Source organism: Vibrio agarivorans (assembly GCF_030409635.1).
In the GTDB taxonomy this organism is placed as follows: Bacteria; Pseudomonadota; Gammaproteobacteria; order Enterobacterales; family Vibrionaceae; genus Vibrio; species Vibrio agarivorans.
The window spans coordinates 528,109-553,546 of sequence record NZ_JAUFQF010000001.1 but is presented as its reverse complement, the minus strand read 5'-3'; the positions used below and the strand labels follow the sequence as shown (position 1 = coordinate 553,546).

21 protein-coding genes are annotated in these 25,438 nt (G+C 45.6%); 8 read left to right on the top strand and 13 right to left on the bottom strand.

Features of this window, described 5'->3' with window-relative positions; all coding sequences use genetic code 11:
* Positions 1-95: 95 nt before the first annotated feature.
* Together dbpA and folE are read right to left on the bottom strand one after the other, a co-directional pair.
* Entirely contained in the window at positions 96-1,481 is a 1,386-nt protein-coding gene (gene dbpA, locus QWZ05_RS02300; RefSeq protein WP_264875501.1) for an ATP-dependent RNA helicase DbpA, read from the bottom strand.
* Between the two features lie 108 nt (positions 1,482-1,589).
* Complete coding sequence (gene folE / locus QWZ05_RS02295; protein ID WP_264875502.1) at positions 1,590-2,243, bottom strand: GTP cyclohydrolase I FolE; 654 nt, start codon at positions 2,241-2,243, stop codon at positions 1,590-1,592.
* 159 nt (positions 2,244-2,402) lie between these two features.
* Here folE and moeA point away from each other — a divergent pair, with 159 nt between their 5' ends.
* From moeA to QWZ05_RS02275, 4 genes are all read left to right on the top strand, one after another.
* Positions 2,403-3,638, top strand: coding sequence for a molybdopterin molybdotransferase MoeA (gene moeA, locus QWZ05_RS02290; protein ID WP_290296284.1), 1,236 nt, complete (start codon positions 2,403-2,405; stop codon positions 3,636-3,638).
* Between the two features lie 9 nt (positions 3,639-3,647).
* On the top strand, positions 3,648-4,397 hold the full coding sequence (gene moeB, locus QWZ05_RS02285) for a molybdopterin-synthase adenylyltransferase MoeB (protein WP_290296283.1): 750 nt from the start codon (positions 3,648-3,650) through the stop codon (positions 4,395-4,397).
* 69 nt (positions 4,398-4,466) lie between these two features.
* Positions 4,467-4,763 carry a hypothetical protein gene (locus QWZ05_RS02280; RefSeq protein WP_264875505.1) on the top strand — a complete coding sequence of 99 codons (297 nt, stop codon included), beginning with the start codon at positions 4,467-4,469 and terminating at the stop codon, positions 4,761-4,763.
* A gap of 24 nt (positions 4,764-4,787) precedes the next feature.
* Positions 4,788-5,630, top strand: a complete 843-nt coding sequence (locus tag QWZ05_RS02275) for a sulfurtransferase (protein ID WP_290296280.1) — start codon at positions 4,788-4,790, stop codon at positions 5,628-5,630.
* 156 nt (positions 5,631-5,786) lie between these two features.
* Here QWZ05_RS02275 and trmY read toward each other — a convergent pair whose 3' ends face one another.
* Positions 5,787-6,386: a tRNA (pseudouridine(54)-N(1))-methyltransferase TrmY gene (gene trmY / locus QWZ05_RS02270; protein WP_264875507.1), complete on the bottom strand. Its 600-nt coding sequence runs from the start codon at positions 6,384-6,386 to the stop codon at positions 5,787-5,789.
* A 193-nt stretch (positions 6,387-6,579) separates the two neighbouring features.
* Positions 6,580-7,548, bottom strand: coding sequence for a sugar-binding transcriptional regulator (locus QWZ05_RS02265; RefSeq protein ID WP_390216737.1), 969 nt, complete (start codon positions 7,546-7,548; stop codon positions 6,580-6,582).
* A 450-nt stretch (positions 7,549-7,998) separates the two neighbouring features.
* Between QWZ05_RS02265 and tal the strand changes: the two genes are divergently transcribed.
* Positions 7,999-8,949, top strand: coding sequence for a transaldolase (gene tal, locus QWZ05_RS02260; protein WP_264875509.1), 951 nt, complete (start codon positions 7,999-8,001; stop codon positions 8,947-8,949).
* A gap of 79 nt (positions 8,950-9,028) precedes the next feature.
* Positions 9,029-11,035, top strand: a complete 2,007-nt coding sequence (gene tkt / locus QWZ05_RS02255) for a transketolase (RefSeq protein WP_264875510.1) — start codon at positions 9,029-9,031, stop codon at positions 11,033-11,035.
* 67 nt (positions 11,036-11,102) lie between these two features.
* Here the strand turns inward: tkt and QWZ05_RS02250 are convergent, their stop codons facing one another.
* The 9 genes from QWZ05_RS02250 to QWZ05_RS02210 form a co-directional block, all read right to left on the bottom strand.
* Positions 11,103-12,380, bottom strand: a complete 1,278-nt coding sequence (locus tag QWZ05_RS02250; RefSeq protein ID WP_290296275.1) for a hypothetical protein — start codon at positions 12,378-12,380, stop codon at positions 11,103-11,105.
* A complete protein-coding gene (locus QWZ05_RS02245; protein WP_290296273.1) occupies positions 12,377-14,038 on the bottom strand; it encodes a VWA domain-containing protein in 1,662 nt (553 codons plus the stop codon). The genes QWZ05_RS02250 and QWZ05_RS02245 overlap by 4 nt, the downstream gene beginning before the upstream one ends.
* Complete coding sequence (locus QWZ05_RS02240; protein ID WP_290296271.1) at positions 14,031-15,074, bottom strand: vWA domain-containing protein; 1,044 nt, start codon at positions 15,072-15,074, stop codon at positions 14,031-14,033. Before QWZ05_RS02240 ends, QWZ05_RS02245 begins: the two co-directional genes overlap by 8 nt.
* Positions 15,068-15,580, bottom strand: a complete 513-nt coding sequence (locus QWZ05_RS02235) for a DUF4381 domain-containing protein (RefSeq protein ID WP_264875514.1) — start codon at positions 15,578-15,580, stop codon at positions 15,068-15,070. Before QWZ05_RS02235 ends, QWZ05_RS02240 begins: the two co-directional genes overlap by 7 nt.
* Positions 15,581-16,549, bottom strand: coding sequence for a DUF58 domain-containing protein (locus tag QWZ05_RS02230; protein ID WP_290296268.1), 969 nt, complete (start codon positions 16,547-16,549; stop codon positions 15,581-15,583).
* A 9-nt stretch (positions 16,550-16,558) separates the two neighbouring features.
* Positions 16,559-17,542 (bottom strand): AAA family ATPase, encoded by a 984-nt coding sequence (locus QWZ05_RS02225; RefSeq protein ID WP_264875516.1) that lies wholly within the window; start codon positions 17,540-17,542, stop codon positions 16,559-16,561.
* Positions 17,543-17,577: 35 nt separating this feature from the next.
* A complete protein-coding gene (locus QWZ05_RS02220) occupies positions 17,578-19,812 on the bottom strand; it encodes a multiheme c-type cytochrome (RefSeq protein ID WP_290296264.1) in 2,235 nt (744 codons plus the stop codon).
* A gap of 224 nt (positions 19,813-20,036) precedes the next feature.
* Positions 20,037-21,584 (bottom strand): arylsulfatase, encoded by a 1,548-nt coding sequence (locus tag QWZ05_RS02215; RefSeq protein WP_290296261.1) that lies wholly within the window; start codon positions 21,582-21,584, stop codon positions 20,037-20,039.
* A gap of 132 nt (positions 21,585-21,716) precedes the next feature.
* Positions 21,717-22,616, bottom strand: coding sequence for an AraC family transcriptional regulator (locus QWZ05_RS02210; RefSeq protein WP_290296259.1), 900 nt, complete (start codon positions 22,614-22,616; stop codon positions 21,717-21,719).
* 59 nt (positions 22,617-22,675) lie between these two features.
* On the opposite strand from QWZ05_RS02210, the gene QWZ05_RS02205 reads away from it, so the two are divergent.
* Together QWZ05_RS02205 and QWZ05_RS02200 are read left to right on the top strand one after the other, a co-directional pair.
* Entirely contained in the window at positions 22,676-24,058 is a 1,383-nt protein-coding gene (locus QWZ05_RS02205) for an MATE family efflux transporter (protein ID WP_290296258.1), read from the top strand.
* Positions 24,059-24,203: 145 nt separating this feature from the next.
* Complete coding sequence (locus QWZ05_RS02200) at positions 24,204-25,376, top strand: multidrug effflux MFS transporter (RefSeq protein WP_290296256.1); 1,173 nt, start codon at positions 24,204-24,206, stop codon at positions 25,374-25,376.
* Positions 25,377-25,438: the final 62 nt, after the last annotated feature.

Sequence of the window (25,438 nt, the reverse complement as noted above, 5' to 3'; positions counted from 1 at the left end):
AACATATATTGAAAAGGGGCGATAGTGATTAACACTGTCGCCCCTTTTGTTATTTTAGCGCCCACTCTCACGGTGCGAAAAATAGCTATCTAAGCTTAAACACCAGATTTCATAACTCGCGCTTTAAACTGACGCCCTTTCATCTTGCCATTTTGCAGCTGTTTGAGGGCTGGTTTTACAACGTCATGTTCAACAGCAACGTAAGAGACCATTGCTAGGATATTAATCTTGCCGATACGTTTACCCTCAATACCCGCTTGTTTAGTCAAAGCGCCTAAGATGTCACCCGCGCGAACTTTTTGCTTCTTACCGCCGAGGATCTGAATCGTCTGCATTTTTGGATAGAATGGACGTTCAACTGGCTTTTCTGGCAATTGTGAAGGAGTGATCGCGATATCCATGTATTCGTCAATACGAGCAACGCGATACTCCTCTTTTTCACTGTAGAAGCTGTAGGCACAGCCTTTTGAGCCAGCGCGGCCTGTGCGACCGATTCGGTGAACGTGTACTTCAGGGTCACGCGACAGTTCAAAGTTGAACACGGCATCTAGATTATCAACGTCAAGACCACGCGCAGCAACATCGGTCGCCACCAGCACAGAGATACTCTTGTTAGCAAACATGGTCAAAGCGCGCTCACGCTCACGCTGTTCCATATCACCGTGAAGTTCAATCACACTGAAGCCACGGTGCATCAACTCATCCGTCACATTTTGTACTTCTTTTTTGGTATTACAGAATACAACGGATGATTCAGGCTTGTGAGTCAACAATAGCGCTTCAAGCGCGTCATCACGCTCTTGAGTCGTATCTAAACGATAGAAACGCTGTTCAATGGTTGAGCCTTGGTGTGTTGATTCAACTTTCACCATTTCAGGATCTTTTAACACCTTACCGGAAAGTGTCTCGATATTCTCTGGGAACGTAGCGCTAAATAGCAGTGTTTGTCGCTCACTAGGCGCTTGTTCAATGATGGCATCGATCGCGTCTTCAAAGCCCATATCAAGCATTCGGTCGGCTTCATCAAGCACCAAAGTGTTGAGTTCTGATAAGTTGATACGCCCTTTTGACAAGTGGTCAAGAATACGCCCCGGTGTTCCCACAAGAATGTGCGCACCATGCTCCAATGAGCCAATCTGTGGTCCCATTGGCATACCGCCACATAGAGTTAATACTTTGATGTTGTGGATACCACGAGCAAGGGTTCGGATTTCAGTGGCCACTTGATCCGCCAACTCACGAGTTGGGCAAAGTACCAATGTTTGCACGCGAAAACGTTTTACGTTGAGGTTTGTTAGCAACCCTAGTGAAAACGTCGCGGTTTTACCAGAGCCTGTTTTACCTTGGCCAATCACGTCTTTGCCTTCCAAAACTTTCGGTAATGCTTGTTGTTGGATTGGGGTCATATCGGTATAGCCTAGAGTGTCTAGCGTCTCTAACAGCTCGGGGCGTAGATTTAGCGTTTTGAATGAAGTACTCAAAAGTGTGTTCCTTTAAGGAAAGCTAAGTAATTGCTTTTTAACTTAGCATAGAAAACAAAAACCGCTTCAATTGAAGCGGCTTAAAATCGAACGGTTGGCGAAATCGGGTTAACGCAAACCGTGTAAAAATTCGTGTCTAGTCGCTGGGTTGGATTTAAAAATGCCCCCAAGCGCTGTCGTCGTCGTTACGCTTGTTGCATCCATAACGCCGCGTGATTTCACACAGTAGTGTGTCGCATCCATGGTGACGGCAACATCATCTGATTCAAGTAGCGTTTGCAGCGCCACTAAGATCTGTTGGGTCATGCGCTCTTGAACTTGAGGGCGTTGTGCAAAGAAGCGAACGATACGATTGATTTTTGAAAGGCCTATGATTTTACCACGCGGAATGTACGCAACAGCCGCTTTGCCATCGATGGTCACAAGGTGATGCTCACACGTGCTGGTCAGCGTAATGTCTTTCACACGCACCATCTCACTCACATTCATCTTGTTTTCAATCACAGTGATCTTAGGAAAGTTTTGGTAATCAAGACCAGAGAAGATCTCATCAACGTACATTTTCGCAATTCGTTGAGGCGTTTCTTCCAAAGAGTCATCGGTTAAATCAAGTTCTAGCAGAGACAAAATCTCGCGCATGTGATGTTGAATTTTCTCTTTCTTCTCATCACGGCTATAAGAATTGGCACTCATGGGTGTTTCTAGCCCTCTCTCTTCGAGCGCTGCTTTTACGAGTTTTGCCGACTCACTAAGACCTGTCATTCCACTACCTCTTGATATTACCCCTTTCGGATGGCTGACAAGAATACTCGGATTTTTGAATAATTACACCCACAAATTACCCATGGTGATGCTTTCTTTGTGCTAAATGAAGCCGAGTGGTAAAGTTGTCGCCAATATAACTAGAAAATAGGATTTCCAATGGGATGCTGTGATGCCCCTGGCCTTATGCCAATCGAAGATGCTCTATTCAAAATGCTTGAGCCTGTGAGTCCAATTGCAACAACCTTGAGCTTGCCGCTTCCAGAAGCGTTAGGTTATGTATTAGCAGAAGAAATCACCTCTCCTATCTTTGTCCCTCCTTTTGATAACTCCGCGATGGATGGCTACGCTATTCGTTTACAAGATTTATCCAGCACAGATACGCTGCCAATGGCGGGTAAATCCTTTGCAGGCCAACCTTTTGAGGGTGATTGGCCACAAGGAACCTGTATTCGTATTATGACTGGGGCAAAAATTCCGCTTGGTTGTGATGCCGTCATTATGCAAGAGCAAACGAAAGTGCTTGAGAGCGGCGTCCAGTTCCTTGTTGATAACGTAAAACCGAACCAGAATATTCGCCCAACGGGTGATGATATTCAGCAAGGGGCGCAAGTTCTGCCGAAAGGGGCTCGTTTAACTCCACGCGATATTCCTATGATAGCTTCGCTGGGCATTGCAAAAGTGACAGTGTATCGCAAGCCTACCGTTGCGTTTTTCTCTACGGGTGATGAGCTTAGACCGCTCGGCGAGCCTTTGAAGTCGGGTGATATCTACGATAGCAATCGTTATGGCATTGCGGCGCTCATTGAAAACTTTGGCTGCGAGGCTATAGACTTAGGCATTATTCCTGACTGCCCTGAGACGCTAAAAGCAACATTTGAGAAAGCACAAGCTGTGGCGGACGTTGTGGTTACGTCTGGCGGAGTGAGTGTTGGTGAAGCGGACTACACCAAAGATATTCTTGAAGAGCTTGGGCAAATTGGCTTTTGGAAATTAGCTATCAAACCGGGTAAACCCTTTGCTTTCGGTCAGCTAGAGTCTGCTCTATTCTGCGGCCTGCCAGGCAATCCTGTTTCAGCTATGCTTACCATGTATGTTTTGGTTCAACCACTATTAGCAAAACTTGGTGGCTGCTCTGAATGGAAACCAGAGCCAATGATTCCAGCAATAACCAAACAGGGCTTTAATAAATCACCAGGTCGCACAGACTATCAGCGCGGGATCTACAGTATTGAAAACGGTCAGTTCGTTGTGGAGTCGACTGGCAACCAGAGCTCTGGTGCGTTTCGTTCAATGAGTCTAGCCAACTGCTTTGTGGTTTTAGAACGAGAGCGCGGTCGTGTTGAAGCGGGCGAAACTGTTCAAATTCAACTGTTCAATAATACCCTCTATTAAGGCCTGCTGGTGGATATTCTTTCTAATCAAGAGATGATGCGTTATAACCGTCAGATCGTGTTACGAGACTTTGATTTTGATGGTCAAGAGGCGCTAAAACAGAGTTCGATATTAGTTTTAGGTGCGGGAGGCCTTGGTTGTGCATCGACACAGTATCTCGCCACTGCTGGTGTTGGAAAACTAACATTGATTGATGATGACGTTGTGGAGTTATCAAATCTGCAACGTCAGGTTCTCCATCATGATGATGATATTGGCCGAGCCAAAGTTGATTCAGCTGCGCAATCTTTGAGACAACTCAACCCGCACATTACAGTCGGTACCATTAATGGTCGTCTAAATGATGATGAGCTTAACGCGCTAGTTGAATCTCATGATCTCGTGCTCGATGCTTCGGATAATGTTGAGACACGCAATCAACTCAATCGATTGTGCTTTCAACACAAAACACCTTTGATTTCCGGGGCGGCAATCCGCATGGAAGGCCAGGTCAGCGTATTTACTTATCAAGATGAATCTCAACCATGTTACCAATGTTTGAGTGCACTGTTTGGTGATACCGCTCTAAGCTGTGTTGAAGCGGGCGTTATGGCTCCCGTTGTCGGCATCATTGGTGCCGTTCAGGCGATGGAAGCGATTAAAGTGCTTGCCGACTACGGTCAGCCGAAACAAGGAAAAATCTTAATGCTTGATGCATTAAGTCTCTCATGGCGTGAGATGAATTTGATGAAAATGCCAAACTGCCCAACATGCAGTTAGACCACATGGGCTCTTGTCACTGATTAGAGCTCAATAATAACAACGACCGCAAAAACGATGGCTAGGTAAATGGATAAACCGAAAGTATTTATTATTGCATTGGCTTTGATGGCACTGGCGTTGATCGTACTAATTATGGTCAGCCAGCGCTCTGAGGAGACAGTGACGTTTCCCATTGTTGGACAAACATCGACACAATCACTCGACGGACAAAGGCGGTATTTGACACTGTTTGATGACAAGGGTGAGCCTTTTGTCGTGACGATTCCGCTCGCCGTTGATTGCGGTCATGCAAGTCACGCAAAGGTGATAAAGGGAAAAGACTTCCCTACTCGACCTCACTATCAATTTGTCTCCTGCAAATAATTCTTAACGCTCAAGGAAGGTGCTATGACATTCCCACTCGTTTGTACAAAATGGCTTTATGACAATCTAGATAATCCTGATGTGGTCGTTCTTGATAGCAGTATCGATTTTCAGATTCCAGCGGAAACTGAAAAAGACAAAACCAATGTGATTCCCGGCAGCTTAAGGTTCGACTACGACACAGTGTTTTGTGATGTTGAGTCTTCATTACCGCATATGATGCCATCTGAGCAGAGATTCAATGAGCAAGCACAGGCACTAGGCTTAGACAATGACTCGATTATTGTGGTTTACGACAACTCCGGTACCTTTGCTTCTCCTCGCGCGTATTGGATGTTTAAAGCAATGGGACATGAGAAGGTCTTTATATTGGATGGTGGCCTAACCGAATGGAAACGTGCGGGTTATCCTGTTGTTCAGTATTATCGTAATATGGCGAAATCGGACAACTTTACGGGTCGCTTAATTCCACACTACTTTGTTGATGCGGATACCGTTGAAAACGAGATTAACAATAGCTCAAGCCAGACAGTCGATGCACGCGGCCTTGCTAGATTTATGGCGCAGACTCCTGAACCTCGAGAAGGTGTGCGCAGCGGACATATTCCGAATTCACTCTGTTTGCCGTTTGCAACGCTCATGGATAGTCACAAACTCAAGCCACAAAATGAGCTTCAGGCAATTCTTGAAACGGCTCTTGAGTGCGACAAAGCGCGCTATCTATTCTCGTGTGGTTCTGGCGTCACCGCATGCATTGTTGCGGTTGCTGCCGAGATTTGCGGTTATAAAAACCTGTCTGTTTATGATGGTTCATGGACGGAATGGGGGCAAGAACATCACAGGCCGATTGCCACTCCAACAAAATAGAAAAGTAGACAGAGCCACACATAGGTGGCTCCTGTTCCTAATTTGAGCGAAAATTAGGATATGCAGTTGGTGGCAGTCAAATGTCTACTTGCTTACCGCCAGGGTGATATTTATCTACAGAAGTGGCATACAGCGCCTTCTACTGTAAAGGAATAACTACCCGCGTCGATCAAATTCATTATGTATCAGCACAATACATTGAGAAGCGAATAGCATTTGCGGTCCAAGGCTGACCTTTTGAGCACCTAAACGCTTCAGGCTATTCCAGCTTTTCTTTGGCATCGGTATGTGGTCAGTTAAAATGAAGCAAGGGTCACCTTCAAATGGTTCATCACGAATGTCGGTCCCTTTTTTATCGAGTAAGTAAAGCGTGTAATCTTCTGCTAGGCGCTGCACCAGTTTTTCAAAGCTGATGGTTTCGACACTTAAGCCTTCCATCACATTACGTGACTCTTCTTTTTTCATGCCGATAGAAGCTTTCAGTGCTTCAACAATCATCGATATCAAAGCTGACTCATGAAAGCCGCCAATATTACGCAGTTGAGAGGAGTGAAAACACAATGTTCTTGAGAAGTCTGACGTGCTTTCTAAAACCAGATACACTGTGACATCATCGCGATGAGATTGAGCGGTAAATACTGAATTCATCAATACATGAGCGAGAATCTCGGAGTGGGCATCTGCGCCTACACCCTCTAGGAAAGTTTGATGGTCAGTCGAAGCCGCTCGAGCACGGATAACAAAGGCTTTGTTCATAGGTAAACCCTAAATTGGTAATTAGCGTCCTTTATAATGATGTAGAGCTGCCTGTCCACTGAAATATGTATCTTTTCGTTTGCAGTGCAATATATGCACACCATGACTAAGTAGCTCATTAGCAACAATTAAAGCATGTACACGACTGTGAACACGTTCGTGAACACGTTCGTGAACACGTTCGTGAACACGTTTACTTCATCTGCTCATCAAGATTTAATACCGTCAGTGCGTTACTCACACTTGTGGCTATCACATCAATAGCGCCAGTTCTTAATGCACCAAGCATTGCGAGAGGTTTGCTATTTTCAGCTGCGATCGCAATGACCTCGGAAATTGGTGTGTATTCTTCGATTCCAAGCCCTATCACGCGATCATTCATCACTGTGTCGGCTATTTGACCGTCGATAGTGAAAAAGTCATAACCTGCAAAATCCCCAACTACCCCCTGATGTAAACGCGATTGCACCACTTCTTCTGGCGTAAACCAACCGAGGTCTACCATGTAGCTATTCTCACTCATATCACCAACACCGACTAACGCTACGTCTGCTTTGCGTGCAATATCTAACGTTTGCTTAATGGTGGAGTTCTGCAAAAATGCGTTCTTCTGCTCTTTGTTCTCTGCATAAGCCGGCGCGTAAAGCGTCTCTGAACTGCCGCCATATTTCTTGGCGAACTGTCGGCAGATATGGTCTGCATTGAACATCCCCCCTTTTGGGTGGATTCCGCCAATGCCACAAACGAACTTGCAATCTTTTTGTGTATTCACACCAATATGATGTGCAATAGAAGAAACGTTACGCCCTTGTCCAACGGTAACCACCATGCCATTCTTCAACGTTGCATCTAGATAACTCGACACAAGACCTGCAACTAAATCTCGTTGCTTGTCCTCTGAGGGTTGATCCAACGCGATCAGTGCTCGCTTAATGCCAAACCTTTCGATCAGCCTTTGCTCAATCTTGGCACTAAACACCGGGTGGTATTTCACCGTTATCTCGACAATCCCCTCGTCCCTCGCCATCTTTAGCATCCGTCCGACTTTGGCACGCGATACGGCAAATTTTTTCGAGATCTCTTCCTGAGTCGCTCCGTCTTGGTAGTAAGCGACGGCTACCTCGGTAAGAAGATCGGTATTACTCTGTTCAGGTATCGACATCGACATTCCTATTAAACTGAAACCTTGCTAATTAAAACCTTGAAGTTCAACAATAAAGCGACTTGTATGACAAACGCTCATTGACTAAGCATGTGTAACAAAACGCCCTTACCGTGATATTTGCGCACTATTATTACAAATGTTCACGCATTTTTGCATTCACTTTTTACCCTGTCTGGTTACTAAATATCATAGAAATTACTATATATTGGCTACCTGAGTTATTTTTTTTCGTTTAATGGTCAAAAACGCTCGGTTTTGCTAATCAAGCGTTGACAATAATTTTGGTTAATATAAATATGGATTTATCAATTACTCAAGGCGAGAGCAAATGTTCAATGGCAGTGAGTAAACGGACAAAACAGACATTTTCGCTGTTGGGCAAAAGTCGAACAGCAACAATTAATTAAGCCCGCGACCGCTTCGTTGCAGAGAGATAGGATGACTACAATGAGTAATAAGCTAGAGCAACTTCGTAAACTGACCACAGTTGTAGCTGATACTGGTGAAATTGATGCAATCAAAAAATACCAACCAGAAGATGCGACGACTAACCCTTCACTAATATTGAAAGCGGCTCAAATTGAAGAGTATGCTCCACTGATTGATGCGGCTATTGATTACGCTAAAACACAAAGCAGTGACAAAGCACAGCAAGTTCAAGACACCTGTGACATGCTGGCGGTGAACATTGGTAAAGAGATTCTTAAAACCATTCCTGGTCGTATTTCAACTGAGGTCGACGCACGTCTTTCTTACGACACTGAAGGCAGTGTAGCTAAAGCTCGTCAACTTGTGAAAATGTACAATGATGCGGGTATCACTAATGACCGCATCCTAATTAAGTTGGCTTCTACATGGGAAGGTATCCGCGCTGCAGAGATCCTCGAAAAAGAAGGCATCAACTGTAACTTAACGCTACTGTTCTCATTTGCTCAAGCTCGTGCTTGTGCTGAAGCGGGTGTATTCCTTATCTCTCCTTTCGTTGGCCGAATCATGGATTGGTACAAAGCTAAAGAAGGTCGCGACTTTGAAGCGCAAGAAGACCCAGGCGTTCTGTCTGTAACTTCAATCTACAACTACTACAAAGAGTTCGGCTACAACACCGTAGTGATGGGTGCTAGCTTCCGTAATATCGGCGAGATCCTTGAGCTTGCAGGTTGTGACCGCCTAACTATTGCTCCTGCTCTACTTGCAGAACTTGAAGCCGCTGAGGGTGAAGTTGTTGAGAAGCTTGTTGACTCTAAAGGCACTAAAGCTCGCCCTGCTGCTATGTCTCATGCAGAGTTCCTATGGGAGCATAACCAAGACGCAATGGCGGTTGAGAAACTTGCAGAAGGTATTCGCAACTTCGCCGTTGACCAAGGCAAACTAGAAAGCATGATCGAAGCGAAACTATAATCGCTCAATATTTTAGGGGAACGTTTGCGTTCCCTTTTTTCTATCTACTAAATCACTTTATTCATATTCGGTAACTACTATGAATCGTTCTTCTCTATCTAGAAAAACACTCGCTAATGCAATTCGTGCTCTAAGCATGGACGGTGTACAACAAGCAAACTCTGGTCACCCTGGTGCACCAATGGGCATGGCGGATATCGCTGAAGTACTTTGGCGCTCACACCTAAATCACAACCCGTCAAATCCAGAATGGGCTGATCGTGACCGCTTCGTACTATCCAATGGCCATGGTTCAATGCTGATCTATTCTCTGCTTCACCTTGCGGGGTATGAACTGTCAATTGGCGACCTAAAGAACTTCCGTCAGCTTCACTCTAAAACACCGGGCCACCCAGAATATGGTTACGCGCCTGGTATTGAAACCACAACAGGCCCTCTAGGCCAGGGGATCACTAACGCAGTGGGTATGGCTTTAGCTGAAAAAGCGATGGCGGCTCAGTTCAATAAAGAAGGTCACGATATTGTTGACCACTTTACTTATGCGTTTATGGGTGACGGCTGTCTGATGGAAGGCATCTCACACGAAGCGTGTTCACTTGCGGGTACACTTGGTCTTGGTAAGCTAATCGCGTTTTGGGATGACAACGGCATCTCAATCGATGGTGAAGTAGAAGGTTGGTTCTCTGACGATACACCTAAACGCTTCGAAGCTTACGGATGGCATGTTATTCCAGCAGTCGATGGTCACGATTCTGAAGCGATCAATGCGGCTATCATTGCGGCAAAAGCAGACCCTCGCCCTACGCTTATCTGTACCAAAACCATCATTGGTTTCGGTTCACCGAATAAGTCTGGTTCACACGACTGTCACGGTGCGCCACTGGGTGCTGAAGAAATTGCAGCAACACGTAAACAATTAGGTTGGGAGCACGGTCCTTTTGAAATTCCGTCAGAAGTCTACGCAGAGTGGGACGCGAAAGAGGCAGGCGCAGCTAAGGAAGCAGCGTGGAACGAGAAACTTGCAGCTTATGAAGCAGCGTACCCTGAGTTGGCAGCTGAATTTAAGCGCCGCGTAAACGGTGAACTACCTGCTGAGTGGGAAGCAAAAGCGAACCAAATCATTGCAGATCTACAAGCAAACCCAGCAAACATTGCGTCACGTAAAGCGTCACAAAATGCATTAGAAGCATTTGGTCAAATGCTACCTGAGTTTATGGGTGGCTCTGCTGACCTAGCGCCTTCAAACCTAACTATCTGGTCTGGCTCTAAATCTCTAGAAGCGCATGACTTTGCTGGTAACTACATTCACTACGGTGTACGTGAGTTCGGCATGACAGCGATCATGAACGGTATTGCCCTGCATGGTGGTTTCGTGCCTTACGGTGCAACCTTCCTCATGTTCATGGAATACGCTCGTAACGCAATGCGTATGGCCGCTTTGATGAAAGTTCAGAACATTCAAGTCTACACGCATGATTCAATTGGCTTGGGCGAAGATGGTCCGACTCACCAACCTGTAGAACAAATTGCTTCACTGCGCCTAACGCCGAATATGAGCACGTGGCGTCCGTGTGACCAAGTTGAATCTGCGGTGGCTTGGAAACTGGCGATTGAACGTAAAGATGGCCCGACTTCGTTGATCTTCTCTCGTCAAAACCTTGCTCAGCAAGAACGTGATGCAGAGCAATTGGCCAATATCGCTAAAGGTGCTTACATTCTCAAAGATTGCGAAGGCCAGCCTGAGCTTATCCTTATCGCAACGGGTTCTGAAGTTGAGCTCACTGTTGAGGCAGCAGCTCAACTAACAGCGCAAGGTAAGAAAGTTCGCGTAGTATCTATGCCATCAACAGATGCATTTGATAAGCAAGATGCTGCTTACCGCGAGTCTGTTCTTCCATCTGACGTGACAGCACGTATCGCCGTAGAAGCTGGCATTGCAGACTTCTGGTACAAGTACGTTGGTTTTGACGGTCGCATCATCGGTATGACAACATTTGGTGAATCAGCGCCGGCGGGTGAACTGTTTAAGATGTTTGGTTTCACCGTAGAAAACGTGGTTGAAACAGCGCAAGAGCTTTTGGCTTAATCACTTTTAGATTAGAAAATAGTTAGCCAATAATCGAAGGGTCGCTTAAGCGGCCCTTTTTTATCACCTACTCACTCTTCCGGTCTATGTCGGCTTCCCGTTTTCTATCCGCTAGCTGTGGCAACGCGCGAGGTAATTGATACCAACACCAAGGTTTGCGTAACACCTTCCAAGCTCGGCGATAGTATTTAGCTTCAGCCCTATCCGTTTGAATTGCTTGGTTAATGTCCGCATCCAGTTTGTCACTAATCGTGTTATCACCCGATCGTGATTTTTCTCGTCGATATAGTAATAATCGAGCTTGCTTGAACTCCCCTTTAAACAACCGTTTTTCAAGCTCCCACCGTTGACTCTCTATTCCCTTAATCCAACGTCGTTTTACCGACGTGTAGAGACCAAACAACACGATAATCACGATAATCAATTGCGTTAATTCAGTCCGGTAAGCCTTCAAAAATGACAATGACGTGTGAGTAACGGTGAGGGTTCGCCCTTCTATTTTGATCGTTTCGAGACTATTCGTTTGTGTGTTCCAGAACTGAAATTCGATATCAGGAAAAGTAACCTCCCCGCCAGTCTGTAAAATGGCAGTCTGTTTCTGGGAATAGTTCGAAGTATATTCGCCCCGTTCATACTTATCTGAGCGAGTTGCAGGGCTGTTATAGAGTCTGACACCATCAATCTGCTCTGATAGCAAGTTGGGGATCAGTATCGACAACGTGTTATTTGCACTGATTTTAACCTCACGCGTGACGCTGTCACCGACTTTAAATTGCTCGCGACTAATGTCTAGTAAATTTTGACTATAGGCTAGCTGTTCACCGACAAACCAAGCTTGATTGGGTAATGGTTTCGGCATTTCTGCAACAAAAGAGGTGGGTTGCGTCAGGACTTGATCTGTCACAGATTGACGAGAGGCAACTGACACCGACACTTGTACAGGTATTGACGGAACCATGTAATCCCCCTCAACTTGCGGATAGATCTGCATCTCCCATAACTGTATCGACCAAGTCTCGCCATTTATCTGCTCAGTATAGTTTGTTGCGGTTGAGGAACGTTGCTTAACGATAGCGTTTGCTATATCAAGATGACCGAGACGAGTGCCGGCAGTAAACCAGCGTGTTGTGCCTACCTCGATATACAGCGTTGCCTGTTGATTAACCATAAATGTATCTGTTGGTGTCGATGCATCCTTACCTAACCATGCTTTAATACGCAGATTATCTGTCTGAAGCAGTTGTTCGGCTGTCTCTGCCGCCACACCACCAACAGAAAAATAGAAGATACAGCTCAATACAATGAGTATAAGGCGTTGAGCATTTACATGAGCATTAGCCATCATTGCGCCTCCTTTTCATTGTATTGAATTTGAAACTTAGCTCTTAAGAAGCGCTTAGGATCTGCTTCAACTCCCTTTAGCCATTTATCCGCAACCGCTATATCGCCGAGAATATCGTCAGCATTTAGCGTTTGCTCAGTAACAAAATCACTCGTCGTCTGTTCGTCTACACCATCGCCTGTTTGTGGTTGATCGTCCGCTAATTCTGTTGATTGCTCTGGTCCGTCAGGTGTACCAATTTGGCTTTCACTCATTCGGTTCACCTCCTCAACAATCGCATTGATCACTGCTAAATTGTGTTCGGCTTGCTGGCGTGTCGCGTCAGGTAAATTTTGCAGTTTCAACAGTGTCGTCAAACGCTCTCTTGCTTTGACATATTCTCGCTGCCTAGCCAGAGCGTTAGCTGCATAGATGACACCTAACGGTGTATCTAACTGCACAAACTCAGAGTAAGCACGTGCGTAATCATTCCCATAGTAAAATGCGATGCCTTTGCGCAGTGGATCGTCAAAAGCCGCGGCCGCATCGAGATACGCTTTTTGATTGAACAGCCACTGCCCTTGTTGATCTGCAGTAAGCCATATGTCTAGCCACCACTGCTTTGCTTTATCCCAATACGAACGTTGCTCAATCACCACAGCTTGCGCGGAGATTGATTCGACCGCTTGCGAAAAGCTTGGAGGGCTGACCGTCGCCAATGGCACTACCACAACAATCCACAACCACTGCACTAGCCAACCGCGACGAAACCACAGCAACAGTAACAATGCCAATGGATAAAGCGCGTAATAGCCCATGTCTTTCCATGGCATAGCGGAATCGCCATTTAACGCCATGTTTCGTTCAATGTAACGACTGAGTGTCGTTACATCTGATTCATCGACACTAAGCGCTACAAAACGCCCCCCTACCGAGCGAGCAAGTGACTTAACCGAATCGAGATCAGCCGGGTTAATCGACGCAACATCAGAGTTACCCACACCCAATACCAACAATTGTGGTTCGCGACTTTTCCACTCCGCTTGTAATGCATCACTCACAGAAGAAGACACTTGGTCGGTTATTAATAACACACTACCACCCTGTTCACTTTCTAGTAGCGCATCCACTAACGGTAACGCACTTATGGCGTTTTTACCCTGCTCAGGCATAACGGTCGGGTCTACAGCTTCAAGAAACGGAATAAGAACTGAGTTGTCTTGCGTCAATGGCATCATAAGGTGAGCAGACCCGGCGAAAACGACCAACGCATTTCTACCACCTCCTCTTAGTTCAAGTAAGTCACGAATTTTATGCTTTGCTCTTTCCAAGCGCGAAGGTGAAACGTCCGCTTCTAGCATTGATTGACTCACATCCAACACCATCACAAGTGCGGCTTTATCTTCTCCAAAAGGCGACGCCTCACGTTGCCATGTTGGCCCTGCAGCAATGATGGTAGCGAGAACCATAGAGACAGCGAGCACTTTAAGCGGGAGCATTTTTTTCCAACCTTGCTCGCCAATGGTTAACGCCTTCCTAAGGTGTTTTGGTAAAATCGTAATCCAATCCGGTCGATTCTCTTGACGAAATCGCAACATGACAAGAATGGCTATCGGAATAAGTGCTAACAACCACCATGGACGAATGAACTGAAACTGCGACAGTAAGGCAAGGTCAATCATGTGGCACCTCACCGTGTGAAGGTTTTCTCAAGTGACGAGAAAGAATCACAAATGAAAATGCACAGAGGTACATTGCCAGAATCGTATTGATCAAATAATGATGTATTGAGATTTTCGGGTAATACACCGTGCTCTCGTAGAGCTCTGGTTCTAAATCATCTATCACTTGATAAGCTTGCGTAAGCTGATTGCGGTCAAGCGCTTGAAAAGCTTCTCCCCCTGACTCCAGCGCAATTCGCTTGATCACCTGCATATCAATCGCTGTTTCACCCACCGTTTGTGGATCGCCGACAGCAATAATGTGGATACGTACGTTTTTCGCATTGGCCACTTTTGCGGCTTCTATCGGCTCAACGAAGCTCCCGGTGTCATTGCCATCGGTTAGAACTATCACCACTTGTTGTTTATCATCGGTTTGTGCACTGTCGTTTTGATCATTAAACACTTTAATGGCGAGCCCAATCGCATCACCAAGGTGGGTGCTTTGTCCAGCCATACCCACTTCACTTTGATTCAGCAGTTCAAGCCAAACACGTTTATCTGCGGTAAACGGCGCTTGTAAAAACGCAGCATCACCAAACAAAATAAGGCCAAGTCTGTCGCCCTCTCTTTCCTCTACAAACGTTTTCAGCACTTGTTTGGTTGCCTCTAATCGGGTGATTTTACTGCCTTGGCTATCGGTAAAATCTCGCTCGTCCATCGAACCGGATAGGTCAACGGCAAACATTAAGTCTCGACCAATGCTCTCTTTCAGTTGTGGTTCTCCCAAAATAATCGGCTTAGTGAGGGCCAACACAACCAGAACCCACGAAACCGTCAAGATAATACGTTGCCACCACTGCGGCTTGAGTTCACTTGCTCCCTCACTCGGTTTATCGCCAGTGGCGGCAATCAACTGCTGAAAAAACGGCACTTTGATCGCGACTTGTTTGGTTCTATACACAGGTGCCAACCAAAACATCAACGCTGGCAGTGGTAAAGCCAATAGCCAGTATGGATAAGTCAGTTCTATGGAGCTCCACCACTGAACTAACATGATTCTTGCCCTATCGTGATAGGTTGATGATCGCGCAACCACAGGATAAGAAACCGCTTCAGCTCTTCGCGTTGTTGTTCATTTAGTATGGCTTTGGAGGTATTCAGACTCGCAAGCCACTGGCTGGCGATATCATCATCTAAATCTAAATTTGGCGCGGTTTGTTTAAGCACAGAGATAAACTCTCCCCCATGCAAACGACGATAGCCTGGCTCTATATGTGCAAGTACCTGTTTGGCGATATAAAAAAGCTCATACTCATACCCAGTCGTTTCCGCTTTTATTGCAAGGATATACTCGGTTGCCTCTTGCCTGTAGCGGTTAATCCACCAATAACGAATTTGTAGAATCAAGCGATAAAAACCATACACAATGAAAAGAGACAATAGCACTTTCCATCCTATCGTTTGCGGAATCCATGCCACACTTTCTGTAGGTACGACATCTTGCAAATCGCGAAGAATGTAGGAAGTGGGTACAGTATGCTCTTGGCTGCCTAGCGACATCTACACTCCTCCTACAGCCCGTTTATAGGCAGAAATGTGCGTTCCGTCTGTAGACAATACAATATTTGGCAGTTGCTTTATCGCCATTAAGCGCGTGAGATGTTGTAACTGTTTGCGCTTTTGATCAAATAGATATTGACTCGCTTTGCTCACCTTCTGGCGACTGTCTAGAGACAGTTGATGCGTACCATCCCCAACGACCCAACCTTGATAAGCGACCTCTTCTGGTAGCTGAGCTTCAAATGGATCCAGTACCATGACAGAAAGAATGTCATTGTGTTGCTGAAGTTGTTTCAAATGGCGAATGTCTTGTTCACTGCAACCGCTCCAATCAGAAATGATCAGAATCGTGGTCTGCTTAAGAGCGCGACTTGATAGTTCACGTAACCAGTGTGAGAACGAGACTTGTGACTCATCAACACTTGCAACAGAAAGGCGTTGATTATAGGTTTCAAGCTGCTTTAGTTGAGTAAGTAGTTTGGCTTGCGAACGGGAGGCACTTTGCCATTGAAGTTGTCGTGTTCCAGCGATACATAAACCGACACGATCGCCATCTTTCAAAATGCGCCACGCACTGAGCGCTGCGATCTCGGCTGCGACCACCGACTTCATAGTATGTTGAGATGAGAAGAACATACCACTACGTTGATCGACTAAGATCAAAAAATGTCTGTCTTTCTCTTCACTATAGACACGCACATGGGGTTTGCCGGTACGCATGGTGACTTTCCAGTCTAAGCTGCGAATATCATCACCCAGTTGATAATGCCTAAGCTCTTCAAAATTTAACCCTCTACCACGAAATAGAGACAAATGACGTCCAGACATCGAATTTGCTGCATGTAAGTGCGGCAGTAATGTAAATGACATCGCCTGATTTTGTAGCCTCACTAAATCAGCGTATGAGCTGTAAACACGCTTATCTAGTGTTTTTACGTTCGGTATGGAGCGTGTGCTTTGATTTTGCATGTGACCGCCCTAGCCGATTTCAACAACATTGAGCAGCGTATCAATCACTTGTTGATGATCAACACCGTCTGCTAGTGCGTCGTAGCTCAGACTGAAACGATGACCTAACACATAAGGAACAACTTCGCGCACGTCATCAATCTCAACATATTCTCGACCTGCAAGCCAAGCATTTGCTCGTGCACATTTATCTAGTGCAATCGAAGCTCTAGGGCTTGCACCAATATTTATCCATTGGGACAACGGTACATCGCTATAGCGATCAGGCTGGCGTGTCGCCATCACCAGTTTTACGATGTAGTTTTCCACCATCGAAGATACTTCAACTGCGGGGAGTTCTCTCCTTGCCTGAAGGATCCGTTCAGTGGCAATGTGTTCGTTTGCCATTTGCGTTTCATCGACACTAGCCCCAAGCTCTTCCATTCTTACCAAGCGAATGATCTCTTTTTCCGCTTCGTCTTCGGGATAGTCAACTGTCACCTTCATGATAAATCGGTCCATCTGCGCCTCAGGAAGTGGGTATGTGCCCTCTTGTTCGATCGGGTTTTGTGTCGCGAGAACCATAAAAATATCTGGCAAGACATGGGTTTGTTTGCCCACTGTAATTGTTCCTTCAGCCATTGCTTCTAGCAATGCAGCCTGAACTTTAGCCGGCGCACGATTGACCTCATCAGCCAATACAATACTGTTGAAGATAGGGCCTGGTTGAAAATGGAGTTGCGGCTTGCCGTCAATTTCTTGGTAAACATCGGTTCCCGTCACATCAGAAGGCAATAAGTCGGGTGTGAACTGAATTCGACCAAAGGGCGCATTGAGCAACATGGCGAGAGACTTTACCGACCGCGTTTTGGCCGTACCGGGCAGCCCCTCTAAAAGAACATGGCCATTGGTCAGCAAACCGATGACCAATGCTTTGATCACATGACTTTGACCAATAACTGTCTCTTCCGTTTGTTTAATGAGTTGATTTAACGCAGTTTGGTTCTCATTCATCTTTGTGTCCTTTCGCGACGCGACAACAACAATTATTATTTGGCTGCCGTTAGTCTTACGCTTTCAAGTTGCTCAATGACTTCTATTGGCGCTATTTTTCGCATCTCAGATAGGCAATCTTGATAGTAATTTGCCAGTTCATCAGAATAGTTTCGTGCTAATACTTCACACCGTGCATACAGCGTCTCTGGGTTTTGGTTTAACTCATAGCTCGTCTGCAGTGCAGATTGCGATGCTTGTATGTCCTCCGCTTCCATTAATAAGCCGTAAATGTACCAATATTGTGGGTTGGTCCTCGCCATATAAGCCGCAAGCCCAATCTGCTGCGCCGCTTTTGCAGAATCACGCTGTCTTAAATAACTCAAACCAAGGCTATATCGTATTGCATGAGAGTTTGGTTGAGCGTCAATACCTTGTGTCAGTGTTTCAACCACTAGGGTCTCTTTATTCATTTGCCGGTATAAATCTGCGAGGTTGACATAAGCATTTTCGAAATAGGGCTCTACTAGCATTGAGCCTTGATACAACTCTATCGCTTGCTCGTATTGCCCCATCGCCGCATAGACATTACCCAAATTCGTGCGGCCAAAACCTCGGTCGGCATTAAACTCTTGGATCATAATGTAATCATCTAACGCCGGTTTGAGCTGTTCTTTTTGTGACGCTGACAGTTGAGTCCAATAAGTAACCAATGCGGCTGCAGCTTCCGAGCGAACCGCTAAAACAGGATCATTGAGAAGTGGCTCAAGCATTTTCCAACGATCCTGCCACTGGTATCCTGAACTCCCAGCGACTGCGCCTAAGCGCAACATCTCTTGATTACTTTTTATCGCTCTTGCAAGCGCGAGTGTGGTGTTAGTACCTGTGTTGCCGGCCATTCTTTCAAGGCTCGATGCTCGAATAATTGGCGCTATGGTATGGTTTTGCGACGTCAATGAGAGCGCATCTTCAGCGCCTCTATGCCCAATAGCATCAGCGTAAAACGCGACAGAAAAATGTTGCTGATTAAGGTATGACGATTGCGGGAAATGTCTATTCAACTGTTCTATTGCCCATAGGTTGTCTTTACCTTCGCTTGCATGACAATCCATACACACATTCGGAGTATCAATATGCTGACTCAGATCCGGTCTTGGGATATGCCAGCCATGATCACGCCTTGGGTCAACTTGCATATAGGTTGTCTCAGGCATATGGCAGGTCGTACATTGCGACGCCTCTGTATTGAGCTCGTGCAGCGTATGCTTAGGCGTTTGATACTCGGTCGCCACATGACACTGTAAACAGACGGCTTCCTGAGGAATTTTGAGTTTGGCGGTGTGTGGGTCGTGACAGTTAGTACATGTCACCCCTTTCGTCGCCATTGCCGATTGTAAAAAGGAGCCATAGACATAGTTCTCGTCATATATTTGGCCATCGTAGTGGTAAAGCTCATCAGAAACTAAGCTCAATCGGTAACGGTCAAAAATACTGCCCTTCACATGATCATACTCCTCACTAAGTTGAGTACGACGGCTATGGCACTGCGCACACGTATTCACTTGATCGGTAGGGACAATCTCTTGTGGTTGTAGCGTTGAGTGACCTTCCTTGTAGACCCATTCTTTAACCGCTTGTGATAAGTCACGATCAAAGCCAAAATGTTGTAAAGTCGATTGTTGTTTCTGCCCTGCCCACTCTAGATGCTGGGCTGCTGGGCCATGGCACGCCTCGCAAGAAACATTAATCTCACTCCACGTCGTGTTATAAGTGTTACTGGCCAGGTCATAGTTCTTTTTTAGATTAGTGGAATGGCAATCGGCGCACATAAAGTTCCAGTTTTGTCCACTGTTGGTCCAATAGAACTCATCGTAAATATCTTGCTCAGGATAAAGGTGAAACCAGCGCTGGCCACCTTCTTGTTGACTGCGACTATCCCATGCGAACGGTATTAATTGAATACGCCCATCAGGAAAATAGACCATATACTGCTGTAGCGGCTCAAAACCAAAGGTGTAACTGATCTGATAGTCTGTGTACTCACCATCAGGCCCCTGGATATTTACCCAGTACTCGTTATTTTTCTGAAAAAAGCGGTTAGATCCACCGTTATGTTGTACTTTGACGTTGTTGAAATCACCTAACACTGATTCACTATCAGCATGTCGCATTGCCATATCATGATGAGATTCCTGCCATGCTTCTACTTCTGCTTGATGGCAATCAATACACGTCTCCGACCCAACAAATTGTTGAGCAGCTGTGTCTGTAGAGGCTAAAACCGCGAACATAAATACCGCGTTCAATCCTATGAACGATAGTGCCCTAAGCATACTTATCCTTGTACAACTAATCTGGGTCAATCTCTATTAACTAACTGTAGTAAAAGCCGTTTTTTTCACCACTATTTAGCTGGATTTATAGTGTGTTACATCACAATCTGATTGATTGAGCAGCAAAAAGGGGCTCAATGAGCCCCTTGAAATACAATGCTTAACCTTGTCGTTTATTAGGATTACTTATTCTGCGGTTCTTGCAGTTTGATCATTACGTCGTCCAAACTGAAACTCGCGGCTTTTTGGCGCGGTGGGTAGTCTTTAAATGTTTCTAAGAACTGCCCTACATACGCCTGTGCAGGAACTAGCATGTAAGCTCGATCTATCATCCAATCGTAATAAGTATTGGAAGTCACGTCTGCGACCTCATACGGATCCATACGCAAGTTAAAGATTTTTGGAACACGAAGCGGTGTGAAGGGTTCTGCCCATATACGCAGTGTTCCTTGTGCACGCTGCTCCATAAACACAATCTTCCACTTATTGTAGCGTAATGCGGTTAAGTCACCATCGTCAGAGAAATAGAAGATCTCTTCACGAGGTGCTTCCTCAGCTTCACCAGTTAAATACGGCAAGAAGTTGTAGCCGTCTAGGTGGTTTTTATAAGAACGGTCTCCGGCAGTATGTCCATCAAGCAGTTTCTGCTTGATATCTGCCTCGCCAGCTGCGGCTACGAAAGTCGGTAACCAATCCATGTGGTGCATGATTTCATTGGAAATCGAACCGGCTTCAATTTTTCCTGGCCAACGAACCATCGCCGGAACGCGGTAGGCACCTTCCCAGTTGGTGTTTTTCTCTCCACGGAATGGGGTTAAGCCAGCGTCAGGCCATGTGTTCATGTGTGGCCCATTATCCGTTGAATAGAAAACAATGGTGTTGTCTTTGATACCGAGATCATCAACTTTTTTCAGTAACTCCCCGACATGGCTGTCGTGTTCCACCATCGCATCGGCATAGTAGCTGATCCCCGTTTTACCGAGGTTTTCATCTTTGACGTGAGTTCGGAAGTGCATACGAGTCGCATTCCACCAAACGAAGAATGGTTTTTCGGCTTTGACTGCACGGTCCATAAAGTCTAAAGCAGCATCGAGGGTTTCCTCATCAACCGTTTCCATGCGTTTACGAGTTAGAGGGCCTGTATCTTCAATCTTACCGTCAGAGAAGGAGCGGATGACACCGCGTGGGCCAAACTTTTTGCGGAATTCAGGATCTTTCGGATAGTCAACGTTTTCAGGCTCTTCTTCAGCATTCAAGTGATATAAGTTGCCAAAAAATTCGTCAAAACCATGGTTTGTAGGTAGGTGTTCGTCTTTATCACCCAAGTGGTTTTTGCCGAACTGACCTGTCATGTAACCCATCGGTTTTAGCAAACTAGCAATGGTGGCATCTTCGACTTGTAAACCAAGCTCTGCCCCAGGTAGCCCTACTTTACTCAACCCTGTACGAAGTACACTTTGACCTGTGATGAAAGTTGAGCGGCCGGCAGTACATGATTGCTCGCCGTAATAATCGGTAAACATCATACCTTCTTTAGCGATACTATCGATATTTGGAGTCTGGTAACCCATTAAGCCAAAAGTGTAAGCACTTAAGTTGGATTGCCCGATATCGTCACCCCAAATGACGAGAATGTTGGGTTTATCAGCAGCATGAGCAGCAGCGGACGCGCCAATCATTACTGCGGTGAGAACAGCCAACCGGCGTTTAACGCCATATTTCGTTATCATACGCACCTCTATGTCCTTTGTTAGAGCATTATGCCTTTACACATATAGGATACGGATGCATATAGTGCGAATTTTAACCGCCTATTTTCACTGTTATTTTTTAATTTTAATCAAAGCTCAAAGTTTCTATTATCAAAGTGATCCTTTTTCCTTTTTATTTGCACGATAATGTTTCGGTGACACACCGTGATACTTTTTGAATCGATGAGAAAAGTTGTTTGGGTCTTGATAACCCAAACGTGAACTGATCATTTTAATTGACCAATCGGTATGGTCTAGCAATGCTGCAGCCCTCGTCATACGTAACTTGACTAGATACGAGCGTGGATTCGCCCCATAAAGTGACAATGTCACCCTATTCAATTGTTCTTCACTTAAAAAGCAGCGGCGTGCTACTTGAGAAACCCGCCAATCAAGGTGCAATTGTGACTCAATAACGTTATATACAGCCATCACCCGTGTTGGCGTATCATAATCACTTGGCTCAACTCGGGTTAATACCCGTGTCAGCTCCGACAAAAGAAAGCGTCGAAATGTTTTTCGACCACCAATTTCAGCATGAAGTAGTTGCACCGTTGACCATGTTCGTTCTGCTTCTTCAAAGTTCGTCACTCTTTTAGCTCGCTCATGCCAACCCTGCCACGAATCAATGTCTTTACATAAAATCCAGATCATTTTCCAAGTCGAAGCCAGTGGCGCGAGCTCAAATCTAAACGGCCTATTTGCAGGGAGAACCGTCATACTGTGAGGCACAATGCTTTCAATACCCTGCTCTGTCGCGAGCTGCCCCTGTCCTTCAATCGTGATCAAAACAGTATGAGTTTCCGGCGTCGTGCGCTCTACCCAGTACTCCTCTTTCAGTTCCGCCATACCCGCCATATGGAAACCAAACTCCCGCATTTCGGGAATATCACTATCGACCAAAAAACGTTCGTGACATGCCGGACTTAAAAATACACCATCTTGCCACTGTCGATCGACTTCATTTTGACCAATGACAGATTCGCACAGGTTTAATCCTTGTTTAAACATTTTAGTTCCTTGGCAATGGCTATAGAGTAGCGACCAATCCATTAGACAGGAGGTGGTCCATGATGAAAAGTCTTTCTATAACTTCACAGTCTCGTTCTTTAATCAGCCGCACACTTAAGCTCGGTATACCCGTTGCTGTTCAAAGTGCACTGGTAGCCATACTGTCTCTCGCTGATGTCTTAATGGTAAGCAGCTTTGGTGAAGCAGCCACCGCCTCGGTGGGAATCGCATCAAAATGGCACTTTGTCGCGATCATGGTGATGGCAGGATTAGGGATGGCTAACGGTATTCTTATCGCTCAATATTGGGGAAAATCCGATATTAGTCGATGCCGGAAAATAACACGTTTTGCCATTAAAGCCGGTATTGTTTTGTTGATACCGATTTCAATTGCTATCGTTGTGTTTGCTGAATGGATAATGCGTCTACAAACACCTGATATGAATGTTATCGCTCTGGGTAAAGACTACCTGCTGTACGCCGCTCCTGTGTTACTGCTCACTCATGTCATTATCATGTTTGAGTCAAGCATGCGTTCGACTGGCAATGCAGTGACGCCACTCAACGTCGCAGCGGTTACGATTGCTGTTAACATCGCGCTTAACTACTGCTTGATTCAGGGGAACTTTGGCTTTCCCGCAATGGGCGTTGCGGGGGCTGCATTGGCCACTACGATCGCACGCGTGTTTCAAATTGCAGTGTTTGTGATCTACCTAAGCAAACGTAATCACTGGCTCAAAAAGCTTAACACTGAACAGCGTGACGAAGCGGTTGAGCGTTCATTTATTAAGTTAGCAATTCCAGGCGTCAGCAACGCCGTCTTATGGGGGGCTGGCACGCTTGTGTACCAGATAATATTTGGTCATATGGGCACGACTGAACTTGCGGTATTCAGTATGTTTGGGCCTTTTGAGTCTCTGTGTTATTCAGTGTTCTTCGGTTTATCTGTCGCTTGTTCAGTTATAATTGGGCAGTCTCTCGGGCAGCGAGATTTTGAAGGTGCAAAGCAGATTGCCAAGACATTTTTGAAGTTCAACATAGTGACTGGGCTCTTTATTAGCACGCTAATGTTTGTATTCAGAGGTGACATACTCCGTTGGCTCAGCCTTGATAGTGAGCAATACCTTCCCCTTTCTGCTCCGGCAATTGTGGTGGTGTGTTGGGGGCTATGGCTAAGAATGAGTAACTTGATGATCATTAACGGCATCTTACGCGCTGGTGGCGAAAACAGCTTTTGTTTAAGAATGGATTTCATCGCCATGTGGGTAGTAGGTTTACCGTTTACTGCCATTGCCGCGTTTTTGATCGGATTGCCTTTTCATTGGGTCTATATTGCAATGCTGTGCGAAGAGGTTGTGAAACTCTCTCTGTGCTATTACCGCTATCGCCAATTTATCTGGGTTAAAGATCTCACCATTGGCTCTGATCCCGTGAAAGCCTAAAGTTACTGAACTCCCTTACGCAGAAGGCATAAATAGAATGCTAAGGGAGTTTTTTGTATCGTTATGATTCAAATGAATAATCGCTGATACATCCCTGCGATTAATAATGGTATCCTAAGACAATTGCTCATTAAAAGTCACGATCATGCCCGGCCAAATTCATACTCGCGTATTAGCTCTTGCAGTTCTCATTATCAGTATCGGTCAACTCTCTATGGGACTTGTTTTCCCATCATTGCCTTGGATAGCCAAAGATTTTTCGGTATCACTCGATCAAGCTCAACTGCTAGTAAGTGTCTATTTGCTCGGATTTGGCCCCTCTCAGTTTATCTATGGTCCAGTCTCCGATGCACTTGGACGCAAAAAAGTGCTGCTTTTTGGACTAACCGTCGCGCTTGCCGGATTATTAAGTATTATTTTGTTCCATCATTCGTTTGAAGCGTTAGTGCTTGGCCGTTTACTGCAGGGGATTGGTACGGGTTGCTGTGCCGTTCTAGCCCGTGCGACGATTCGTGATAGCCACAGTGGCGATCAACTCGCAAAAGCTCTGGGCTATATCGCAATGGCAGCGTCAATTACTCCACTGTTTGCGCCCGTTATTGGTGGTTTTATTAACCACCATTTTGGCTGGATGATGGTGTTTGTTTCTTTATTTGGTTACGTCTTTATTGCTTGGCTATTACTGTTAGGCTTTTTCGACGAAACACGCACGCAACGCTCCAAAGTTCCCTCTCCTAAGGCAATGCTACTTCAGTATCAAACTCTGCTGAAATCAAAATACTTTGTCAGCTTTGCAATGATCACGTGGCTAAACTTCAGCCTAATGATTACCACGATTTCTGTGATGCCGTTTATTATGCAAAATCAGATTGGCATGGACTCTGATGAATACGCACTCTGGGCATTGATTCCCGCTATTGGCATGTTATTAGGTACAAGCTTATGCAATCGACTTCGCCCTCAGATTGGCACGCAAAAAATGCTTTATTGGTCGCCAGTATTGCACTTATGTGCCGCTATCTGGTTAATCTTCTGCCCACTTGAGCCACTGTATGTGATGATAGGCCAACTGTTTATGATACTGGGTAACGGTATCGCCCTTCCATGTGCTCAAACGATGCTATTGCAGCCGTATAAAAAGCAAGCGGGTGCCGCAGCAGCTATGGCGGGTGGTGGTCAAATGGTTGCTTCTGCGGTCGTCAGTATGGGTTTGACGCAATTAGGTCTGCAGTTTACATGGCAATTAGCGATCGTCATTATTGTGTTTGCGTGCATCACATTAACCAACATTACCCGAGGCTTTAAAGCCCAGCCCTAACACCTTACTCAGAATACACAAACGCCCTTGTGCCGAGCGGCAACAAGGGCGTTTATCTTTGT